This is a genomic window from Mycobacterium sp. JS623 (genome assembly GCF_000328565.1).
Classification (GTDB): Bacteria; Actinomycetota; Actinomycetes; order Mycobacteriales; family Mycobacteriaceae; genus Mycobacterium.
The window spans coordinates 1,019,674-1,039,662 of record NC_019966.1 but is presented as its reverse complement, the minus strand read 5'-3'; the positions used below and the strand labels follow the sequence as shown (position 1 = coordinate 1,039,662).

The following is a 19,989-nucleotide window of genomic DNA, read 5'->3' as shown; positions in this document are numbered from 1 at the left end:
CCGGGTTCCTGATCGCCGTGTCGTCGACGATCGGACGGAGATTACACCCGCTGTGTATTGCTTAGCTGGGAAATTGACGATGGCGGCAGTACAGTTTTGCGGTTCAGCCACCGTCGCACCGCGAAGAACAGAATCGACCAGCCCAGCCACGCGCCGATGCCGGCCACGACCCACACGAAGTGTTCTTGATCGCCGCCAAACATGCTGTCCCGCAACGGCAGGAACGCGATCACCAACAGCGGCGTCCAGATCCGGTTCGTGATGATGGACAACGCAAGCGTCGCGCTGAGAATCATGTGACGCCGATGCTGCGCGAACCGCCGCTGTCGCGCAGCAAGGTGGCCGTTGATCGTGAACCACAGCCACAGCGATGCGAGCAGAACATTGCTGACAGCCAAAAACGGTCCGAAGGGTGTTGCCGCTCCGATCACCATGGCGCACACCGCGGCCGGTATGGCCGCACATACATAGCTCCGCCCGACCCGCCGGTGCAGAGCGGGTCGCTTGGCACGCAGCCCCGGCCAGATCTGCACCACCGCCGCCACCATCGCGACGCTGGCGCACATCACGTGGCCGACCAGCAGGGGGTAGTGCAATGCGAACGTCGCGGGCACCCGCGTGCCACCCGTGAAGTAGGGCGGCAGCGAGTAGGCCAGGAAGGCGACGACGACAACGGCTAGGAGGGGAGCTGGCCATTTTCTGCTCGAAGCAGCCGATGCGTATGTCATACGCATGAGCGTACGGCATACGCGTCCGGCGCATGCAGCGATTAGGCTGATGCGTGATGACGTCTGACGAACCGCTGCCCCGAGCGCTGGAGATCCTGTGGCGAGACGCGCCGCCGGCCCGGCGCACCCGAGGGTTGAGTCGCGACCGCATCGTCGCTGCCGCTGTTGAGTTGGTCGAGGCTGAAGGCCTCGCCGCGCTGTCGATGGCGCGGCTAGCCGAACAGCTCGGCTGCGGCACCATGTCGCTGTACCGCCACGTCGCGAACAAGGACGAGCTACTGACGTTCATGCTGTCGACCGCTCCGGATCCGCCGCCCACCCCGGTGGATCCATCGGATTGGCATGGTGCACTTACGATTTGGGCTGTCGGGTTGTGGGACGTCTACCACCGGCACCCCTGGGTACTGCAGACCGCCGCGGCGGGCCCGCCGCTGGATCCGGGCCAGTTGGCGTGGTTGGACGCGGGTCTTGCCGCGCTGGGCCATACAGGGTTGACCGAGCGTGACAAGCTGGCGGCCGTCATGGCGGTACTGCATTACGTCCGCGGTGCGGCGGCCCTGAGCATCGAGGCCGCTGTCGAGGGTCCGGACTACCCCGCGCTGCTTCGGCGCCTGTTAGACGGCGGGCGGTTCCCCGCGCTCGCGGCCGCTATGCAGGCCGGGGTGTTCGACGACGTCGACAACGACCACCTTGCCGAATTCCGTTCCGGTCTTGGTCAGTTGCTGGACGGCATCGCCGCGAAGATGACCTGAAACGCCTGTGATATCCCGGCGCGACATCATCCGGTGTTTAGGTTGCGGCCCGTCGTGCAAAGTTAAGAGTGGCTGTCTGGTCCGTGATCTCACGGTGGCCAGTGGTTTGGCAGCCTGCAGACACAGTGGGGCGGTGGAAGTATGCCGAGGGTGACGACCGGCAACCCGCAGACGATCTCCTATCCGGCAGTCGGCTCGCGGCCGTACCGACAGGATGAGGTCGCTGTAGACCCTCACGTTGTTGTGCTTTTCGGCGCGACGGGAGACCTGGCGCGACGCAAGTTGATACCTGGCCTGGCCTACCTCGACCAGTCCGAACTGGCGCCCAACATCGCGATCGTCGCGACCTCGCTCGAGGACATCTCCACCGACGAGTTCCTAGACGTGGCCAAGGACGCCATCGACGACTTCGGAACGCACAAGCTCAATAAGGAGCAGTGGGGCCGATTCGCTAAAACGGTCACCTATGTGCCGCAGAGCGCAGGGCCTGAGGCGCTGGCTGCCGCCGTCACCGAAGCGGAGGAAAAGCTCGGTAAGGGAGTCCGCCGGCTGCACTATCTGTCCGTGCCCCCGAAGGCCGCGCGAGCCGTGATCGAAACGCTGCGGGCCGCAGACCTGGTGGACCGCTCCCGCGTGGTGATGGAGAAGCCCTTCGGCACCGACCTGGCAAGCGCCGTGGCGCTCAACGACTTCGTGCATGAGACGTTCAGCGAGGACCAGATCTTCCGCATCGACCACTTTCTTGGCAAAGAGGCGGCGCTGAACATCTTGGCGTTCCGCTTCGCGAACGGCCTTTTCGAACCGATCTGGAACCGCAACTTCATCGACCACATTCAGATCGACATCCCCGAAACCCTTGGCCTTGACGAGCGTGCGAACTTCTACGAGAGCACCGGTGCGTACAAGGACATGGTGGTCACCCATCTGTTCCAGGTGATGGCGTTCGTCGTGATGGAGCCGCCGACCGCCCTGGAGCCCCGCGCCATCAGCGAGGAAAAGAACAAGGTTTTCCGGTCGATGCTGCCCGTCAACCCAGCGCACGTGGTCCGTGGCCAGTTCGCCGGTTATCGCGAATTAGACGGTGTGGCAAAGGATTCCGATACCGAGACGTTCGTCGCGCTCAAGGTCGGCATCGACAACTGGCGGTGGGCGGGCGTCCCGATCTATCTGCGCACAGGCAAGCAGATGGCCGAGGGCATGCGCATCATCTCGATCGCGTTCAAGGAGGCGCCGCGCACGATGTTTCAGCACGGCTCGGGTGTGGGCGCCCAGGGTCCGGACCACTTGACGTTCGACCTAGCCGACAACTCGAAAGTTTCGCTGTCGTTCTACGGCAAGCGGCCCGGCCCCGGCATGAAGCTGGACAAGCTGTCGATGCAGTTCTCCACACAAGAGGTCGACACCTCTACCGACGTGCTCGAGGCGTACGAACGGCTGATGCTTGACGCGATGCGCGGCGACCACACCCTGTTCACCACAGCTGAGGGCATCGAGTCGCTGTGGGAGCGATCGGAGGAGCTGCTGTCCGATCCGCCGTCGGCCAAGTCGTACCCGCAGGGCACCTGGGGCCCCAATGCGATCCACCAGCTGATCGCGCCGCATGCGTGGCGGCTACCGTTCGAGCGGGCGTGGCGTGAGGCCAAGAACAACGACCACTAGCTGTGCCGAGAAGACGCAAAAGTCCCCGACACGCCAAGCGTGCGGGGACTTTCTGCGGATGTTCGCGTTAGACGGCTATTTGGCCTTCTCGAGGACCTCGACGAGACGCCAGCGCTTGGTCGCCGAAAGCGGCCGGGTCTCCATGAGTGAAACCCTGTCGCCGACACCGGCATCGCCGTTCTCGTCGTGCGCCTTGACCTTCGAGGTGGTGCGGATGATCTTGCCGTAGAGCGGGTGGCTCTTGCGGTCTTCCAGCTCAACCACGATGGTCTTCTGCATCTTGTCCGACACCACGTAGCCGATGGCGGTTTTGCGTCGACCGCGCGGCTTCTCCTGGCGCGGAGTGTGCTTGGGGCCCTTAGTTTCTGCCATTACGATTCCTCACCAACGGGCCCGGAAGCCAGGCCCAATTCACGTTCGCGCAGCACTGTGTACACACGCGCAATTTCCTGACGCACCGTACGAAGCCGACGGTTGTTGGCGAGCTGGCCGGTCGCCATCTGGAAGCGCAGATTGAACAGCTCTTCCTTGGACTCGCGCAGCTTGTCCTTCAGCTCGTCGTCGGTCAGTTCGCGAAGTTCGCCAGGATTCACTCCCACTGCCATCAGAAATGGTCCTCTCGAGTCACAATGCGCGCCTTGATCGGCAACTTGTGGATCGCACGGGTCAATGCGTCACGCGCGGTCTTCTCATCGGGGTAGCTCAGCTCGAACAGCACGCGCCCGGGCTTCACGTTGGCGACCCACCACTCCGGCGAACCCTTACCCGAACCCATACGGGTTTCGGCCGGCTTCTTGGTCAGCGGGCGGTCCGGGAAGATGTTGATCCACACCTTGCCGCCACGCTTGATGTGCCGGTTGATGGCGATACGAGCGGACTCGATCTGCCGGTTGGTGATGTAGGCATGCTCCAGCGCCTGGATGCCATAGTCACCGAAGCTCACCGTCGTCCCGCCGCTGGCGATGCCACGCTGCCGAGGGTGGTGCTGCTTACGGTGCTTGACCTTGCGGGGAATCAACATGATTCAGCTCTCCCCTGACGTTGACGTTTCCGTGGTCCCAGAAGACGAAGCGTCACCAGCGGCGGCCTCGGTTCCTGTCGTCGCCTCGGCGACGGCGGGTGCATCTTCGGTGCCCGTGGCGGCGCGGCCGGCCTCGGTGCTCGTCGCGGTGGTACCCGACGCGCCGCTACGGCGCGGGCGGGTGCCCGACGGACGCTCGCGGCGCGGACGATCGGCACCCGACGGAACCGTCGCTGTCGCCTCACGCTTGCCACCGACGATGTCGCCCTTGTAAATCCACACCTTCACGCCGATCCGGCCGAAGGTCGTCTTGGCCTCATACAGGCCGTAGTCAATGTCGGCGCGCAGCGTGTGCAGCGGCACCCGACCCTCGCGGTAGAACTCCGAGCGGCTCATCTCCGCACCGCCGAGACGGCCCGAGCACTGCACCCGGATGCCCTTCACGTTGGGCTGACGCATCGCCGACTGGATCGCCTTGCGCATCGCGCGACGGAACGCCACACGATTCGAAAGCTGCTCTGCCACACCCTGAGCCACCAACTGAGCCTGCGACTCGGGGTTCTTCACCTCGAGGATGTTCAGCTGCACCTGCTTCTTGGTCAGCTTCTCCAGGTCGGCGCGGATGCGGTCGGCCTCGGTGCCGCGGCGGCCGATCACGATGCCGGGACGCGCGGTGTGGATGTCGACACGAACCCGGTCGCGGGTGCGCTCGATCTCCACGTCGGCGATGCCGGCGCGCTCCAAACCGGTGGCCAGCAGCCGACGGATCGCCACGTCTTCCTTGACGTAGTCCTTGTACTGCTTGTCGGCGTACCACCGGGACTTCCAATCGGTGGTGATACCGAGTCGGAAGCCGTGGGGATTGATTTTCTGGCCCACTACTCCGAGCCCTCCTTCGCTTCGGCAGAAGCTTCAGTCTTCTTGGCCGCCTTGGATTCTGCGGACTTCTTCGCTGTGCTGGACGTCGCCGCCTTCGCGGCTCCGGAAGCCTTCTTGGCCGGAGCCTTCTTGGCCGGAGCCTCGGCAGCTGCCTTGGTCGCCGGGGCCTTCTTGGCCGCGGCGGCCTTGCTGCCCTCGGCACGGCGGGCGCGCGCTGCGCTCGCCGACCGGCCACCACCGCGCTCCTCCTTCGAGGGACGGCTTTCGACGATCACAGTGATGTGGCTGGTGCGCTTGCGGATTCGGAACGCACGCCCCTGGGCGCGCGGCCGGATGCGCTTGGCGGTCGGGCCTTCGTCGGCATAGACGGTGGCGACCACGAGGGTGGTCGGGTCCAGCCCTTCGTTGTTCTGCGCGTTGGCCGCAGCGCTGGCGATCACCTTGGCGACCGGCTCGCTGGCGGCCTGCGGCGCCCACCGCAGGATGTGCAGGGCCTCGTCCACCGACTTGCCGCGCACCAGGTCGATGACCCGGCGCGCCTTGGTCGGCGAGATACGCACGAAGCGTGCCTTCGCGACCGCAGACGGATATTCAGTCGTGATACTCACCGGCGCTTGGCCTTCCGGTCGTCCTTGATGTGACCCTTGAATGTGCGGGTCGGCGCGAACTCGCCGAGCTTGTGCCCGACCATCGCCTCGGTGACGAACACCGGGACATGCTTGCGGCCGTCGTGCACCGCGAAGGTGTGCCCGATGAAGTCGGGGATGATGGTCGAACGCCGCGACCAGGTCTTGATGACCTGCTTGGTGTTCTTCTCGTTCTGAACGTCGACCTTCTTGAGCAGATGGTCGTCGACGAACGGACCCTTCTTAAGGCTGCGTGGCATCGTTTATCTCCTGGCTACGTCTACCGGTGGTGCTTCTTGCCGGTGCGCCGGCGTCGGACGATGAGCTTGTCGCTTGGCTTGTTCGCCTTGCGGGTGCGGCCCTCGGGCTTACCCCACGGGCTGACCGGGTGACGGCCACCGGAGGTCTTACCCTCACCGCCGCCGTGCGGGTGATCGACCGGGTTCATCACGACACCACGGACGGTGGGGCGCTTGCCCTTCCACCGCATACGGCCGGCCTTACCCCAGTTGATGTTGGCCTGCTCGGCGTTACCGACCTCGCCGACGGTGGCGCGGCACCGCACGTCGACGCGACGGATCTCACCGGACGGCATACGCAGCGAGGCGTAGCTGCCTTCCTTACCCAGCAGCTGGATGCTCGCGCCGGCAGAGCGGGCCATCTTCGCGCCGCCGCCTGGCCGCAGCTCCACGGCGTGGATCACGGTGCCCGACGGGATGTTGCGCAACGGCAGGTTGTTGCCCGGCTTGATGTCGGCGTTGGCACCGGACTCGACCACATCACCCTGCGACAGGCCTTGCGGCGCAATGATGTAGCGCTTCTCGCCGTCGAGGTAGTGCAGCAGCGCGATGTTGGCGGTGCGGTTCGGGTCGTACTCGATGTGCGCGACCTTGGCGTTGACGCCATCCTTGTCGCGGCGACGGAAGTCGATCACGCGGTACGCACGCTTGTGGCCACCGCCCTTGTGCCGGGTGGTGATTCGACCGTGCGCGTTGCGACCGCCCTTGCCGTGCAGCGGGCGAACCAGCGACTTCTCCGGGTGATCGCGAGTGATCTCGGCGAAATCGGAGACGCTGGCACCGCGACGACCCGGGGTCGTCGGCTTGTACTTGCGAATTGCCATGATTCTCTAGGTCTCTCTGCGTTATCCGCCGGCTACGCCGGAGCTCCGAACAAATCGATCGGCTTGCTACCCGCGGCCAGCGTGACGATGGCGCGCTTGGTGTCCTTGCGCTTACCGAAGCCGGCGCGGGTGCGCTTGCGCTTGCCCTGCCGGTTAGCGGTGTTCACCGACGCGACCTTGACGTTGAAGATCTTCTCGATAGCGATCTTGATCTGCGTCTTGTTCGAGTCGGGGTGCACAACGAACGTGTACACGTTGTCCTCGATCAGTCCGTAGGACTTCTCCGAGATGACCGGGGACAGGATGATGTCGCGGGGGTCAGTGACGGTCGCCATCAGGCCGAAACCTCCTCGGTGGCTTCTGCTCTTCGCGCAAGCGGCTCATCGCCGGTCTTGGTGTTCGCGCTGATGTAATCGTTCAGCGCCTCGACGCTGAAAACCACGTCGTCGGCCTTCAGCACGTCGTAGGTGTTGAGCTGGTCCGGCGAGAGGATGTGCACACCGGGCAGATTGCGCGCGCTCAGCGCGCCGGTCTCATCGGCGCGGCCGATCACGACCAGCACCTGCTTGTTTTCGGTCAGCGTGGCCAGGAACGCCTTGGCGCTCTTGGTCGACGGGGTCTGACCCTCCACCAGCTCGGTGACGGCGTGGATTCGGCCGTTGCGGGCCCGATCCGACAGCGCCCCGCGCAGGGCGGCGGCGATCATCTTCTTGGGCGTGCGCTGGCTGTAGTCGCGCGGCTGCGGGCCGTGCACGGTGCCACCGCCGGTGAACTGCGGAGCACGCGTCGAACCCTGGCGGGCCCGACCGGTGCCCTTCTGGCGGTACGGCTTCTTGCCGCCGCCGCGGACCTCGCCGCGCGTCTTGGTCGAGTGGGTGCCCTGCCGCTTGGCGGCCAGCTGCGCCTCGACAACCTGATGCATCAGCGCGATGTTCGGCTCCACATCGAACAGCTCGGCGGGCAGCTCAACCGAGCCGTCCTTCTTACCCGCCGGGGTGTTGACGTCAATCTTGAGAGTCTTGGCAGCCATTTACTTTTCGCCTCGCTTGATTGCGCTGCGGACCACGACCAGTCCACCGGTGCGACCGGGGATGGCGCCCTTGATCAGCAGCACGCCGTTCTCGGCATCGACCTTGTGTACCAACAGGTTCTGCGTCGTCACGCGATCGTTGCCCATCCGACCCGACATGCGCGTGCCCTTGAACACCCGGCCCGGGGTCGCGCAGCCACCGATGGAGCCGGGACGACGGTGCACCGCCTGGGCACCGTGGCTGGCGCCCTGGCCGCGGAAGCCGTGGCGCTTCATGGTGCCCGCAAAGCCCTTGCCCTTGCTGGTGCCGGTCACGTCGACGTAGGTGCCGTCGGCGAAGATCTCGGCGGTCAGTTCCTGCCCGACCTCGTATTCGCCTGCGGCGGCCTCATCGTCGAGCCGCAGCTCGGCGAGGTGGCGACGCGGGTTGACGCCCGCAGCGGCGTACTGACCGGTCACCGGCTTGTTCACCTTGCGCGGGCTGATCTCGCCGTAGGCCAGCTGCACGGCGGAGTAGCCGTCACGCTCAGGTGTACGGATCCGAGTCACCACATTGGGGCCGGCCTTGATGACCGTCACCGGTACGACCCGGTTGTTCTCGTCGAACACCTGCGTCATGCCCAGCTTGGTGCCCAGAATGCCTTTTCGTGCCATTTCTGTTGCGATCTCCTACTGGATGTTGACGTCGACACTGGCCGGCAGATCGATGCGCATGAGGGCGTCAACGGTCTTCGGCGTCGGGTCGAGGATGTCGATCAGTCGCTTGTGCGTACGCATCTCGAAGTGCTCCCGCGAGTCCTTGTACTTATGCGGGGACCGAATGACGCAATACACGTTCTTCTCAGTCGGCAGCGGCACGGGGCCAACCACGCTGGCGCCGGTACGGGTGACCGTCTCCACGATCTTGCGTGCCGAGGCGTCAATCGCCTCGTGGTCGTAGGCCTTGAGCCTGATGCGGATCTTCTGTCCCGCCACGCTTCTCCTACCTCACTCCTACTGGGCCCCTGTCGGGGCCGCTCTTTTCCGGCGCACGTCGCGCTGGTATGCCGCCGCTGTTTATCTGTCTGTGGTCCACCGATCCCCGCGGTCGGGCGTGTCGCCCTTACGCACACTCAGCCGCGGCGGAAAATCGTCGCGATCGAGTGGGGACCGGATGCGCCCGCTTGAGCGCTGGTCGTATGCCCCGGCCAGGCGCGAACCCGGCTCAAGGCAACCCGAACAGTATGCCCTAGATGCGGGCGTCATCCAAATCTCTGGCCATCCCCGATAGGCCGAGGTCAGCTGCTCAATGACCGTCGGCCTACGCTCGGCGCGGTCATGACGGTATATCCGCAGGACGAACATGCCGCTCGTCGAGCCGAGCCCGGCTGAGCTCGCTGCCGCACAACCCATGATCGAGTGGCTCAACACGGCGCCGCCGCTGAGGTCGCCGCGCAGGTCATGGCGGCATTCGGTCCTGGTGGGCCGGGCGCTGGAGGAGATCCGCTGACCCGCGACAAGCTCGTCGAATGGGAATTCCGCGAGGATCCCAAGCCTGGAGCTGGTTCGACCAGAACTATCCGCAGTTGGCGTGGCCCGCCACCCGGTTGGGACTTCGGCGCGTTGACGGACGCTGAGCGGGCGTACGCGCGCCGAAATCACCCGCCCAGATACGTGCCGTGGCCTTCGCGGACCAGGCCGTCGGCGTCGAATATCAGCACCTCGTTCACGAGTTCGCCGCGATGATTGCGGTAGTTGAGCACCAGCGCCGACTCGCCGCGGTAGACGCCGACGATGTCGAACCGCAGCTCCGGCTGCTTGGTCAGCGCGGCCGTCCAGTAGTCCCGCAACGCCGCCTTGCCGCGCACCACTCCCCCGCTTTCGGGGACAACGCGCGCGGCCACTGGCGAGGTGAACAGCACGTCGTCGCTAAAGTGGCCGAGCACCGCCTCGATGTCGTGCGCGTTCCATGCCCGCACCCACTGGTCTGCATAGCCGTTCGGGTCGGGAGTTGGCATGGCAGTTAACCTTTCACGCTCGCCCAGAACGCGCACTGGTGGGACTCGTCGTAGTCGGAGATGACTGTGCTTCCGCCGGGCTGAAACGACAACCGTTTTTTGTCGGCGCCGAATGACGGCCACTGTCCACCCGGTTCGGCGGTTCGCACGAAATGCGCCCAATAGTCGATCATTTGGTCGGACAGCACCTGCTGGCCAGGGTTCAGCGCCGGCGCGCCTCCGATGTCGAACAGGTAGCGCAGTTCCAGGGAGTGGCTGGCACCCAGCGGGAACGGCAGCGTGCGCAGCGGATCGGGTGTAGGGGCATCGCGGTCGTTGAACTCGTAGGCATAGACAGACTGCGTGCGGGCCATCGCCTCGGCCATCCGATCCGACGGACAGGCGAACACGCCGTCCGTGACGGCCGCCGAATATGCAAGGGGCACAGTGCCGTATCGCTGCAGCGGGTAGTGCGCCTCGACGGCGGCGGCGTCGGCGCCGAACGTCTCGGCCAGCAGTTGCGGATACTGTTCCGTCGTGTACTCGGCGTGCCGCAGATACTGCAGCGCGACGAATAAGGTGAACTCATCGCGGTTGGTGCCGATGAGCACCGGCACGCGGGCCGCGCGCCCGTCGGCGGATCCGGCGACGGGGTCGACCGGCAGCCTCTTCGTTCCAGTGACCGGACCGCTGAGTTTGTCGGCGCCAATGCGGTAGTACCAGACCGGCTCTCGCAGCTTGTCGGGCGGCATTGAGCGTAGGCACTGCGCTGCGGATTGCGGTTCGCCACAACCAAGTTCGGCCGCATAGTCGAGACTGGCTTTCTCTGCGTCGGGCAATGTCAGCTGCGCTTGGCACGGGCCGCTCTGAATGATGGCCGCCCTGAACAACCCCGCCGAGTCCGGCGCGACCAGATGGTCGCACACCGACATGCCGCCCGCAGATTCGCCCGCAAGCGTCACCTTGCCCGGATCCCCGCCGAAGTTCGCGATGTTGTCACGCACCCAACGCAGCGCCGCCTGCTGATCGGCCAGCCCATAATTGCCGACGTCGCCCGGCGATCCGAGCGCGGGATGCGCCAGGAAGCCCATTGCGCCGAGCCGGTAGTTGAGCGTGACGACGATCATGTCGCCCCGGTTGGCCAGCCAGCGCGCGTCGTAGATTCCACCGCTGCCGTTGATGAACGCGCCACCGTGGATCCACACCATCACCGGGAATGTCCCGCCGCCGCGGCCCGCCGGGGGTGTCCACACGTTCAGCGTCAGACAGTCCTCGTCGGTCTGCCGCCCGAATTCCGGGTCACCACCGGGATCCTGAAGGCACCGCGGTCCGGCGCGGGTGGCGTCGCGCACCCCCTGCCACGCGGGGGCCGGCGCCGGCGGCTGCCACCGCAACGACCCGATCGGCGGTGCGGCGTAAGGGATTCCGGCGAACAAGCGGTGATCCGCGGCGACGACGCCGCGCAATGCTCCTGTGGCCGTGTACACCACCGCGGGATCAGACGGATGCGGCGGAGTCGCGGTCTTTGGTGGCCCGTCGTCGCCGCGGCCACAGCCGACAGCCAGCACCACACAGAAGGCGAGCGCCAACAGGCGGCGAAGCATTTGGGACGGCACGCCCTGAGAGCCTAGCGGCGTCAGATTCGTGCGCCCCTTCCCACCGGTGGCCCGCGTCACATACACTCCAAACTTGACACCCGTCAAGTTCACCGCAGCCCCGGTAGTGAGGAGCACGAATTGAGCACGCCGACGATGGATGACGCCGCCAAAGTCCTGGCCGATCCGACGGCCTATGCCGACGACGCACGACTACATGCGGCGCTGACTCATCTACGGGCGAACAACCCGGTGGCCTGGGTGGACAACCCGCCGTACCGGCCGTTCTGGGCCATCACCAAGCACGCCGACATCATGGCGATCGAGCGAGCCAACAACCTATTCCTGTCCGAGCCTCGGCCGCTGCTGGCCACGGCCGCGGCCGACGACATGCAGAAGGCGCAGCTGGAAGCAGGGATGGGGCTGCGCACCCTGATCCATATGGATGATCCCCACCACCGCAAGGTGCGCGCCATCGGCGCCGACTGGTTCCGGCCCAAGGCAATGCGGGATCTCAAGACGCAAACCGACCTTCTGGCCAAGCGCTACGTCGACCGCATGCGCGATTTGGGCCCCGAATGCGACTTCGTCACCGAGATCGCAGTCAACTTCCCGCTCTACGTGATCATGTCGCTGCTCGGGCTGCCCGAGGAGGACTTCCCGCGCATGCACATGCTGACGCAGGAGATGTTCGGCGGCGACGACGAGGAGTACAACAAGCGCGGCGGCACGCCCGAGCAGCAGCTGCAGATCCTGCTCGATTTTTTCGCCTACTTCTCACAGCTCACGGCGTCGCGGCGGGAGCACCCGACCGACGACCTCGCGTCGGCGATCGCCAACGGCAGCATCGACGGCGAACCGCTGTCTGACGTCGACACCGCGTCGTACTACGTCATCGTGGCCAGTGCAGGACACGACACCACGAAGGACGCGATCTCGGGAGGACTGCTCGCGTTGATCGAAAACCCCAGTGAGTTAGAGCGTTTGCGTCAGAACATGGACCTGATGCCGACGGCGGTCGAAGAGATGATCCGGTGGACGACGCCGGTGAAGGAGTTCATGCGCACCGCCGCCGAGGATACGGTCATCCGTGGGGTGCCGATCGCCAAGGGCGAATCCGTTTACCTCGCATACGTTTCGGGCAACCGCGACGAAGAGGTGTTCGACGAACCGTTCCGCTTCGATGTCAGCCGCGATCCCAACAAGCACGTCGCATTCGGATACGGCGTGCATTTCTGCCTCGGTGCCGCCCTGGCGCGAATGGAGATGAACAGCCTCTACACCGAACTCATTCCGCGGCTGGAGTCCATCGAATTGGCTGGTGAGCCGGAGTTGGCGGCGACGACGTTCGTCGGCGGACTCAAGCACCTGCCCATTCGCTACTCGATCAAGTGATTTCCGGAGCCTTCGCAAAGCACTTCAGGAAGCCGTCGACGGCGGCGATCGCGACGGCCTGGTAGTCGAACTCGGTCAGCGTGCTGATCCGGCCGAACGCCAACGGGCCGATGAGTAGCGCGAAAGCCGTTGTCCGATCGACAGGTTTGAGTTCAGCGGCGACCTGAGGGCCGTCGAAGATGACGTCGAACGGCGCCGAGTATTGCTCGGCGATGCGCTCGCGTAACGACCGCACCTCGGGACTGCCCGGCTCCTGCGTGCCGGGTAGCCGGCCGATGTCCGGCCCAAGCGAGAGCCAGGCCATCGCCGTCAATGTCGTTGGCACTTCCGCGATCATCTCCGCCCATGCGGTCACGATCGCGATGAGCCGCTCACGGAGCGATCCTTCGTCCGGCGGCATCGGGGGCGGCGGGATCAGCCGCATGAATGCCGCGGCGACGAGGTCGTTGGCGCTCGGGAAGTGGCGATACAGCGTCGCCCTCGCGACGTTGGCGCTACGGGTGACCGCGTCAATAGTGACTGCGCTCGGGCCGCCCGACCGCAACAGCGCGGTCGCAGCATCGAGCAATCGGGCCCGGGACTGCGCGGGCCGCGGATCGCTACCGATGCCCGTCATGCGTTTGCATCACCTCCGTCGCGGGAACAAGACTATCCGTCTTGCTCCGAGACTGTTAGTCTCAAAACTATCCACCTAAGGAGAACGACGCTGATGGTCGACACCCTCGCGCTATCCGATCAGGATATCGATGGCGGCGTCGCCTCCCTCTCCAAGCGCGCCCGGTTTTGGTTGTTGGCTGTCGCCGCTCTCGACGTGCTGCTGGTGATTTCGTCGATGGTGGCGCTGAACGCGGCACTGCCGGACATGGCGGTGCAGACCGCCGCGACGCAGACACAACTGACATGGATTGTCGACGGCTACACGCTGGTGCTGGCGTGCCTGCTACTGCCGGCGGGCGCCATCGGCGACCGGTACGGGCGCCGCGGGGCTCTGCTCGTCGGGCTCGCGATCTTCGCAGTCGCGTCGCTCTCGCCGATCGTCCTCGACAGCCCGGTTCAGATCATCGTCGCGCGTGCGGTCGCGGGTCTGGGCGCCGCGTTCATCATGCCCGCGACACTGTCGCTGCTCACCGCTGCGTTCCCGAAAGCCGAGCGCAACAAGGCCGTTGGCATCTGGGCAGGCGTCGCAAGCTCTGGAGCGATATTCGGCTTCATGGGCACCGGCCTTCTACTGAAGTACTTCTCGTGGCCGTCCATCTTCTACGGGTTCGCGGCCTCGGCCCTTGCCTTGTTCATTGCCACATGCACGATCTCTTCCTCGCGTGACGAAACCGCCACCCCACTGGACTGGGTCGGGGCGGTGCTGATCGGCGGCGCCGTCGCGGTATTCGTCTTCGGTGTGGTGGAGGCACCGGTGCGCGGCTGGACACATCCGATCGTTTGGGGCTGCATGTCGGCCGGCGTCGTCCTGGCCATCGTGTTCGCCTTCGTCGAACTCAAGCGTAAACATCCTTTACTGGACATCCGCTTGTTCGGTAGGCCCGACTTCGCCATCGGCGCTGTCGGCATCACCTTCCTGTTTTTCGCGAACTTCGGATTCTTTTTCGTCTCCATGCAATACATGCAGCTGATCCTCGGCTACAGCCCATTGCAGACCGCCTTCGCCCTTACCCCATTGGCGGTACCGATCATGGTTCTCGGCGCGACCTTGCATCTGTACCTACCCAAGGTCGGGCTGCGGATCGCGGTCGCGCTCGGTCTGTTTCTGATCGGCGTGGGCCTGTACTTCATGCGATTCCTCGATGCAGGGTCGGCATATATCGACTTGGTATGGCCGTTGCTGATCATCAGTGCGGGCATCGGATTATGTGTCGCACCAACGACGTCGGCGATCATGAACGCGGTTCCCGACGAGAAACAAGGCGTCGCGTCGGCGGTCAACGACACGACACGGGAGGTCGGCGCCGCGGTCGGAATCGCCGTCGCCGGATCTGTGCTCGCCGCCCAATACCACGACGTGCTTGCCCCCACGCTGGCCGGCTTCCCCGACCAAGTCCGCGAGCAGGCCCTCGATTCCCTCGCCAATGCGCTGGCCATCGCTAGCCAAATGGGCCCGCAGGGAACGAAACTCGCCGAACTCGCCGAGTCCGCGTTCGTCCATTCGATGGACTTATCCCTGCTCGTCGTTGCCGCCGCGCTCATGGTCGCGGCGGCATTCGTCGCGGTGTGGGCGCCTGGCCGTGACGGTCAGCAGTTCCGCTTTCTACGCAGGGCTGACGAACTCAGCGGCCCGGTGACCGATCATCACGATGGTGGCATGCGGTCCCCGGCTGGTGATGGCGGGAAGCACCGATCCGTCGACAACCCATAGCTTGTCGATGCCGTGTACTCGGCATTGCGGGTCGAGGACCGCGTCCGAATCGACACCCATCGGCGCGGTGCTCGCAAGATGCTGCGAGGTAGACCATGAAACTGGGCCCATTTGCGCTGTCTCGCCGACCAATTCGCGCGCCAACTCCGCACCTGCGGCTAGCTTGGCGACATCAGTAGGTGACGCGTCGTAATGATGCTCAATGATCGGGGCGACCTCCGGGTCAGCAGACGCGAGCGTCACACTGCCACGCGACTCGGGCCGCATCAGCGCGACACCGATGTGCGGATGGTCGCCCGGAGCGTCGCGTCGGCCACTGACCATCGCACCGAATCCCGCTGTGTAGGGCCTGATCTCAAGACCCTCATCGGTGGTCAGCACCGCTTCGAGCGGAGGCAGCCCGTGGGTTTCCGACCAGTTCACCGGCAGCACCCATTCCGGATGATCCACGCAGGCCAGGCCGACCGGGAGGTCAGCGATCACGGAAACGTCTGCTGCCTGCAGCGCACTCTGCGGGCCGATGCCTGACAACATTAGCAGATGAGCGGAGCCAATTGCCCCGGCGGACAAGACGATTCGATCGGCACTCAGATCTGTCACCCCGTCCGGTCCGACGCACTGAACACCGACGGCCGCATCGCCGACTATCCGCACCTGCGTGACCCTCGTGTTCGTCAGCAGCGTCAGGTTGGTCCGGTTCACTGCAGGCTTGAGGTACGCCCCGCCGGGGCCGACCCGCGTACCGCCGTTGATGTTCAGCGGGACAGCGCCGACGCCCGTCGGCAACGAGTCGTCGGATGTGGCGCCGTTGAGATCATCGATCCATCGGTAACCGGCCTCACCGGCGGAACTGACGAAAGATGCTGTGCAGCCGTCGAATTCAGAGACGCGGCGGACGAGAATCGGTCCGTCTGCGCCGTGCAGTGGGGTGTCGAAGTCGAGATCGGTTTCGATCGCGCGGAAGTGCGGCAGTACGTCGTCCCACGTCCATCCCGGCAGATCCCAGCCGTCGAAATCTGTCGGCAGCCCTCGACAGAAGTAGCCGCCGTTCACGGCGCCTGACCCGCCCACCACAGCGCCACGCATGATCTGTGCGCGCCGCTTGGGTTCGTCTGTCAAGGTCGTCGGGTAGCGGCGCACTACCGAGCTGGCCGTCCCGATCGGCAACCGCAGACCGTCGCTGATTTGCGCACGCACCCGGGGATCCGAGGGTGTCGGTCCGGCTTCTACGACCGTTACGTGGCACTGCGGATCGGCGGAAAGGCGTTCGGCCAGAACGGATCCAGCGCTGCCCGCACCGACGATCAGCACGTCGCTGCGCACCGGCGGGGCAGCAAGACCTGAGTGCAAGGCCGTGTCAGGTCCGGATCTGGGGTTTGAGCGCGCCGGCGTGCCGTTCGCGCACCACGCCGGTCCACAGGCCGACGCCGTAGGCGATGTCGTCGAGCCTCTTGAGCAGTATGTAGGTCACCAGCCCGACCCGCTTGGTGTCGTCGTCTGCGTTGCCGTTGCGGGTGATCCAGTCCACCACCCCGTCGACCACGGCTGCCACCAGCACCACCTGGCGGCAGCGGCGGGACAACAGCGCCGCGATCAGGGCGATGGGCCAATAGTGGCGACAGATCGCGGACGCCAGTTGCATGGCCGCGGACCACAGTCCGTGCGCGGCGACCACCGCGACTTCCTTGGGTTCAGTCTCGACTGTGCTCAGCGAGTTGGCGATGCGGCGACCGGTGATGGCCGCGACGATCATCGACGCGAGGTATCCGATTCCCGATCCCATGGCAAGCAGGATCCACACCACCAATGTCCATCCGGAGATCACCAGCGGCGCGGTCTTGCCGGGATGCCGAATTGACAATGGGGCGGCCGCTTCACCGTAAAAAGACTTGCGCAGGAACCAATCTCGCATTTGGGTGCGGTGATCGTGGGCGACGAGTGCAATGGGTTCGTACCGCAACCGGGCGCCCGCCTCGATGAAGCGCCAACACAGGTCGACGTCCTCGCCGGACTTGAGGGTCTCGTCGAAGCCGCCCAGATCCTTGAGAACTGAGCGGCGACAGATGATGGCTGCGCTCGGTACGTAGGACACCGTTCCGTACGGCACCACTGGCGCCTCGCGCAGACCGAGGTCAAGAGACGAACGCACCGCCTCGTAGCGCGCCACCAGGTTGTCGGCCTGGCGCAGCCCGACGATCCGGGGGGCGACAAGTGCGACGGCGGGGTCGCAGAAGTGGCCCAACAGCGCCTCGAGCCACCCGCGCCGCGGCACGACGTCGGAGTCGAGGAAGGCGACGAAGTCGGTGTTGCACGCCGACAGGCCGGTGTTGCGCGCGGCTGCAGGTCCCTTGCTGCGGGGGTGGCGCAGCACCTGAATATCGCAGTGCATGTCGGCGAAGTCGCCCTGCTGCACAGGTGTGGCCGAGCCGTCGTCGACTACCACAACGCGCATGCCGCGCAGTGTGCCCACCAAGCGAAGCAGGCCAGAGATGTTGTCGCGCACCGGAATAACGACAGTCACGTCGCGGTGCGAGGGGCCGCTGGCAGGTCGCGGATGCGCGACTGTCGCATCGAGCAAGGTGCGCGCGAGCTGTGCGCTGACCGCGTCGTGCACCTCGAGCCTGCCACCGTTGAGCATGGTCTGCGCGGCCGGCGCCAGACGCAGCAGCCGCGTCGGTGAGCCGCCGAGAAGAGCGGACCCCTCACCGAGCACCTTCACTCGGCGATCGACCTGAACGGCGAATCCGTCAGGCAGCCGCGGTCCCGTCATGTCAGCATCCCGTCGCGATTGGGCGTCCACCGGACGATACGCCGCAAACAATCGTCGACCATCGCGAGGTAGATCCGCCGACCCTCCTCGGCCGTCGCTGTCGTCGGATCCCCGAGCACGCCGAGTTCGCTGACGGCGGCCACACCGCCCTGACGCATCTGAGGAATCAGCTGCGACAGCGGCTCACGGTTGCCGGGAAGCAGTTCATCGGTCCAGACGTCCGCCGGCGAAATATGTAGCAATACAGACGTTTCGGTGTGGCCGGCATGCGCGTCGGCGTTTTCTGCGGTGCACGAAACCCAGCCCGCGTCTCGACCCTCGTACCGAAGCAAAGCCACCGCACCCGCAAGCGCCTCGACGTTTCCGCCGTGTCCGTTCACGAAGACGAGGCGCGACGCCCATCGCGATGCGGAGCGGCCGAACTCCACGAGCAACAGCCGCAGTGCTGACGTGCCGATGGAGACCGTGCCGGGAAAGCTTTCGTGCTCGCCGCTCGCGCCGTATGCAATCGCGGGAGTCAGCGCCCAGTTGGATTCATTCTGCTCGGACAGCCGATCAGCAACCGAGCGAGCGACGGCGGTGGCGATCCGGGTATCGGTGTCCAGCGGCAGATGCGGTCCGTGCTGTTCGACCGACCCTACCGGGATAATCAACGCTGGCGACGTGCTTTGAAGCTGCCTCGACGTTGAGTTAGCGAGCTCGGCGGGGGAAGCCACCCGCCGATGGTAGGCCGAATTCACCTGGCGTGCGCCAATTGTTGGTGCATGCGCAGCAATTGATTTCCGTGAATTTTTCTCGGCCGCCTCAGCGGAGCCACGTCAGCCCCCTCCGCCACGCCTGTACCAGGGGGTTCGGCCCTGGCCCGTTTTGCCGGTCAGGAATCGGCCTCTGGGGGCACTCCCAGCGCTCGGGTGAAGCCCGGCGGGACGAGGATGTCGCTGGCAACAAGATCGTGGACTGAGGCGCGACCTAGGCCCATCAACGCCGAATCGATGCCGCCCCGCAGGACGTCGAGTATGTTCTCAACCCCAGCTTGACCGTTAGCCGCCAGGCCCCAGAGGTAGGCACGACCGATCATCACCGCACGCGCACCCAGCGCCAGCGCCTTCACCACATCGCTGCCCCGCCGGATTCCACCGTCCAGCAGCACCTCGATCTCATCTCCGACGGCGTCGGCAATCGCGGGCAGCGCCCGAATTGACGCGGGTGTGCAGTCGAGGTTGTTGCCGCCGTGATTGGACACCGAGATTGCCGAAACACCGGCATCCACAGCACGTTTGGCGTCATCGACACGCATCACGCCCTTGAGCATGAACGGCCCGCCCCACAGCTCGCGCAGCCACGCGATGTCCTCCCAGGTGGGTGGAGGCGTGCCCATCCATTCGCCGTAGGCGGCGAAGAACGGCGGTCCCGCCTCGCCGCGTGCCGCCTGGTTGGGCACCCGCAGGTTGGGCGGGCGCATGGTCTTGGCCCACTGATAGAACCACCGCGGGCGCGTCAGCCCCGTCGGGAGCATGCGCACGGTGGTGCGCAGGTTCATCTCCTCGGGGATCTTCGGGCTGCCCCAGTCGCGACCGTGGGAGAAGCTCCAGTCCGTGGTGACGATCAGGCCGGCGGCACCTGCCTCACGCGCCCGCTCCACCCGTGCGGCGATCGCATCGCGGCCGCCGAGCCAGTACACCTGAAAGAACAGCTTCGGGTTGGCGGCGATCACCTCTTCGATCGGTTTACTCGCAAACGACGACAGCCCCATTGCGGTGCCGCGGGCGGCAGCGGCTCTGGCGACGGCGACCTCACCGTCGGGATGCACTGCCTGCACACCGGTGGGCGAGATCAGCACGGGCAGCGAAATATCCTGTCCCATAACCGTTGTCGAGAGATCCCGCTTCTCGAGCGCGCCGATCACGTGCGGCGCGAGGCCCAGCTCCGCGAACGCGTCGACGTTGTCGGCGACCGTCACGCCCTTCTCGCTCGCCGCCAGCAGCGCGGCGTACACCGGCTTCGGCAGGCGCTTCTTGGCGACCTGTTGGGCGAACGCGACGGTTTCGAACCAGGTGTCAGCCATGA

The 19,989-nt window shown here is 65.5% G+C and carries 24 protein-coding genes; 5 read left to right on the top strand and 19 right to left on the bottom strand.

Going from position 1 to position 19,989, the window contains the following annotated elements:
* Positions 1-41: 41 nt before the first annotated feature.
* Positions 42-734: a DUF2306 domain-containing protein gene (locus MYCSM_RS04895; RefSeq protein WP_015305029.1), complete on the bottom strand. Its 693-nt coding sequence runs from the start codon at positions 732-734 to the stop codon at positions 42-44.
* A gap of 50 nt (positions 735-784) precedes the next feature.
* Between MYCSM_RS04895 and MYCSM_RS04890 the strand changes: the two genes are divergently transcribed.
* Positions 785-1,480, top strand: a complete 696-nt coding sequence (locus MYCSM_RS04890; protein WP_015305028.1) for a TetR/AcrR family transcriptional regulator — start codon at positions 785-787, stop codon at positions 1,478-1,480.
* A 150-nt stretch (positions 1,481-1,630) separates the two neighbouring features.
* Positions 1,631-3,139 carry a glucose-6-phosphate dehydrogenase gene (gene zwf / locus MYCSM_RS04885; protein ID WP_041313247.1) on the top strand — a complete coding sequence of 503 codons (1,509 nt, stop codon included), beginning with the start codon at positions 1,631-1,633 and terminating at the stop codon, positions 3,137-3,139.
* Positions 3,140-3,214: 75 nt separating this feature from the next.
* Here zwf and rpsQ read toward each other — a convergent pair whose 3' ends face one another.
* Genes rpsQ through rpsJ form a run of 11 tightly spaced genes read right to left on the bottom strand, consistent with a single transcriptional unit; the run spans position 3,215 to position 8,793 of the window.
* The gene (rpsQ, locus tag MYCSM_RS04880; protein WP_015305026.1) at positions 3,215-3,511 is read right to left on the bottom strand and encodes a 30S ribosomal protein S17; all 297 of its coding nucleotides are present in this window, start codon (positions 3,509-3,511) and stop codon (positions 3,215-3,217) included.
* Entirely contained in the window at positions 3,511-3,744 is a 234-nt protein-coding gene (gene rpmC, locus MYCSM_RS04875) for a 50S ribosomal protein L29 (protein ID WP_015305025.1), read from the bottom strand. Before rpmC ends, rpsQ begins: the two co-directional genes overlap by 1 nt.
* Positions 3,744-4,160, bottom strand: coding sequence for a 50S ribosomal protein L16 (rplP, locus tag MYCSM_RS04870; RefSeq protein WP_015305024.1), 417 nt, complete (start codon positions 4,158-4,160; stop codon positions 3,744-3,746). The genes rpmC and rplP overlap by 1 nt, the downstream gene beginning before the upstream one ends.
* A 3-nt stretch (positions 4,161-4,163) precedes the next feature.
* A complete protein-coding gene (rpsC, locus tag MYCSM_RS04865; RefSeq protein WP_015305023.1) occupies positions 4,164-5,039 on the bottom strand; it encodes a 30S ribosomal protein S3 in 876 nt (291 codons plus the stop codon).
* On the bottom strand, positions 5,039-5,647 hold the full coding sequence (gene rplV, locus MYCSM_RS04860) for a 50S ribosomal protein L22 (RefSeq protein WP_015305022.1): 609 nt from the start codon (positions 5,645-5,647) through the stop codon (positions 5,039-5,041). Before rplV ends, rpsC begins: the two co-directional genes overlap by 1 nt.
* Entirely contained in the window at positions 5,644-5,925 is a 282-nt protein-coding gene (gene rpsS / locus MYCSM_RS04855; RefSeq protein WP_010908582.1) for a 30S ribosomal protein S19, read from the bottom strand. The genes rplV and rpsS overlap by 4 nt, the downstream gene beginning before the upstream one ends.
* Positions 5,926-5,945: 20 nt before the next feature.
* Positions 5,946-6,788 (bottom strand): 50S ribosomal protein L2, encoded by an 843-nt coding sequence (gene rplB / locus MYCSM_RS04850; RefSeq protein ID WP_015305021.1) that lies wholly within the window; start codon positions 6,786-6,788, stop codon positions 5,946-5,948.
* 32 nt (positions 6,789-6,820) lie between these two features.
* Positions 6,821-7,123 carry a 50S ribosomal protein L23 gene (rplW, locus tag MYCSM_RS04845; RefSeq protein WP_015305020.1) on the bottom strand — a complete coding sequence of 101 codons (303 nt, stop codon included), beginning with the start codon at positions 7,121-7,123 and terminating at the stop codon, positions 6,821-6,823.
* Positions 7,123-7,818 carry a 50S ribosomal protein L4 gene (rplD, locus tag MYCSM_RS04840; RefSeq protein ID WP_015305019.1) on the bottom strand — a complete coding sequence of 232 codons (696 nt, stop codon included), beginning with the start codon at positions 7,816-7,818 and terminating at the stop codon, positions 7,123-7,125. Before rplD ends, rplW begins: the two co-directional genes overlap by 1 nt.
* Positions 7,819-8,472 (bottom strand): 50S ribosomal protein L3, encoded by a 654-nt coding sequence (gene rplC / locus MYCSM_RS04835; protein ID WP_015305018.1) that lies wholly within the window; start codon positions 8,470-8,472, stop codon positions 7,819-7,821.
* 15 nt (positions 8,473-8,487) lie between these two features.
* Entirely contained in the window at positions 8,488-8,793 is a 306-nt protein-coding gene (rpsJ, locus tag MYCSM_RS04830; RefSeq protein ID WP_003883485.1) for a 30S ribosomal protein S10, read from the bottom strand.
* Between the two features lie 367 nt (positions 8,794-9,160).
* Here rpsJ and MYCSM_RS37005 point away from each other — a divergent pair, with 367 nt between their 5' ends.
* On the top strand, positions 9,161-9,307 hold the full coding sequence (locus tag MYCSM_RS37005; protein ID WP_015305017.1) for a hypothetical protein: 147 nt from the start codon (positions 9,161-9,163) through the stop codon (positions 9,305-9,307).
* A 148-nt stretch (positions 9,308-9,455) separates the two neighbouring features.
* On the opposite strand, the gene MYCSM_RS04825 is transcribed toward MYCSM_RS37005, so the two are convergent.
* Together MYCSM_RS04825 and MYCSM_RS04820 are read right to left on the bottom strand one after the other, a co-directional pair.
* Positions 9,456-9,815 (bottom strand): YybH family protein, encoded by a 360-nt coding sequence (locus MYCSM_RS04825; protein WP_015305016.1) that lies wholly within the window; start codon positions 9,813-9,815, stop codon positions 9,456-9,458.
* A gap of 5 nt (positions 9,816-9,820) precedes the next feature.
* Entirely contained in the window at positions 9,821-11,398 is a 1,578-nt protein-coding gene (locus MYCSM_RS04820; RefSeq protein ID WP_041311345.1) for a carboxylesterase/lipase family protein, read from the bottom strand.
* 132 nt (positions 11,399-11,530) lie between these two features.
* On the opposite strand from MYCSM_RS04820, the gene MYCSM_RS04815 reads away from it, so the two are divergent.
* On the top strand, positions 11,531-12,784 hold the full coding sequence (locus tag MYCSM_RS04815) for a cytochrome P450 (RefSeq protein ID WP_041311343.1): 1,254 nt from the start codon (positions 11,531-11,533) through the stop codon (positions 12,782-12,784).
* On the opposite strand, the gene MYCSM_RS04810 is transcribed toward MYCSM_RS04815, so the two are convergent.
* Complete coding sequence (locus MYCSM_RS04810) at positions 12,777-13,400, bottom strand: TetR/AcrR family transcriptional regulator (RefSeq protein WP_015305013.1); 624 nt, start codon at positions 13,398-13,400, stop codon at positions 12,777-12,779. The genes MYCSM_RS04815 and MYCSM_RS04810 overlap by 8 nt on opposite strands.
* Before the next feature lie 93 nt (positions 13,401-13,493).
* Here MYCSM_RS04810 and MYCSM_RS04805 point away from each other — a divergent pair, with 93 nt between their 5' ends.
* Positions 13,494-15,152 (top strand): MFS transporter, encoded by a 1,659-nt coding sequence (locus MYCSM_RS04805; protein WP_015305012.1) that lies wholly within the window; start codon positions 13,494-13,496, stop codon positions 15,150-15,152.
* Here the strand turns inward: MYCSM_RS04805 and mftG are convergent.
* The 4 genes from mftG to mftD form a co-directional block, all read right to left on the bottom strand.
* Complete coding sequence (mftG, locus tag MYCSM_RS04800) at positions 15,045-16,475, bottom strand: mycofactocin dehydrogenase MftG (RefSeq protein ID WP_015305011.1); 1,431 nt, start codon at positions 16,473-16,475, stop codon at positions 15,045-15,047. The genes MYCSM_RS04805 and mftG overlap by 108 nt on opposite strands.
* A gap of 34 nt (positions 16,476-16,509) precedes the next feature.
* Positions 16,510-17,922: a mycofactocin biosynthesis glycosyltransferase MftF gene (mftF, locus tag MYCSM_RS04795; protein ID WP_015305010.1), complete on the bottom strand. Its 1,413-nt coding sequence runs from the start codon at positions 17,920-17,922 to the stop codon at positions 16,510-16,512.
* Positions 17,919-18,662: a mycofactocin biosynthesis peptidyl-dipeptidase MftE gene (mftE, locus tag MYCSM_RS04790; protein WP_015305009.1), complete on the bottom strand. Its 744-nt coding sequence runs from the start codon at positions 18,660-18,662 to the stop codon at positions 17,919-17,921. Before mftE ends, mftF begins: the two co-directional genes overlap by 4 nt.
* 134 nt (positions 18,663-18,796) lie before the next feature.
* Positions 18,797-19,987 (bottom strand): pre-mycofactocin synthase MftD, encoded by a 1,191-nt coding sequence (gene mftD, locus MYCSM_RS04785; protein ID WP_015305008.1) that lies wholly within the window; start codon positions 19,985-19,987, stop codon positions 18,797-18,799.
* Positions 19,988-19,989: the final 2 nt, after the last annotated feature.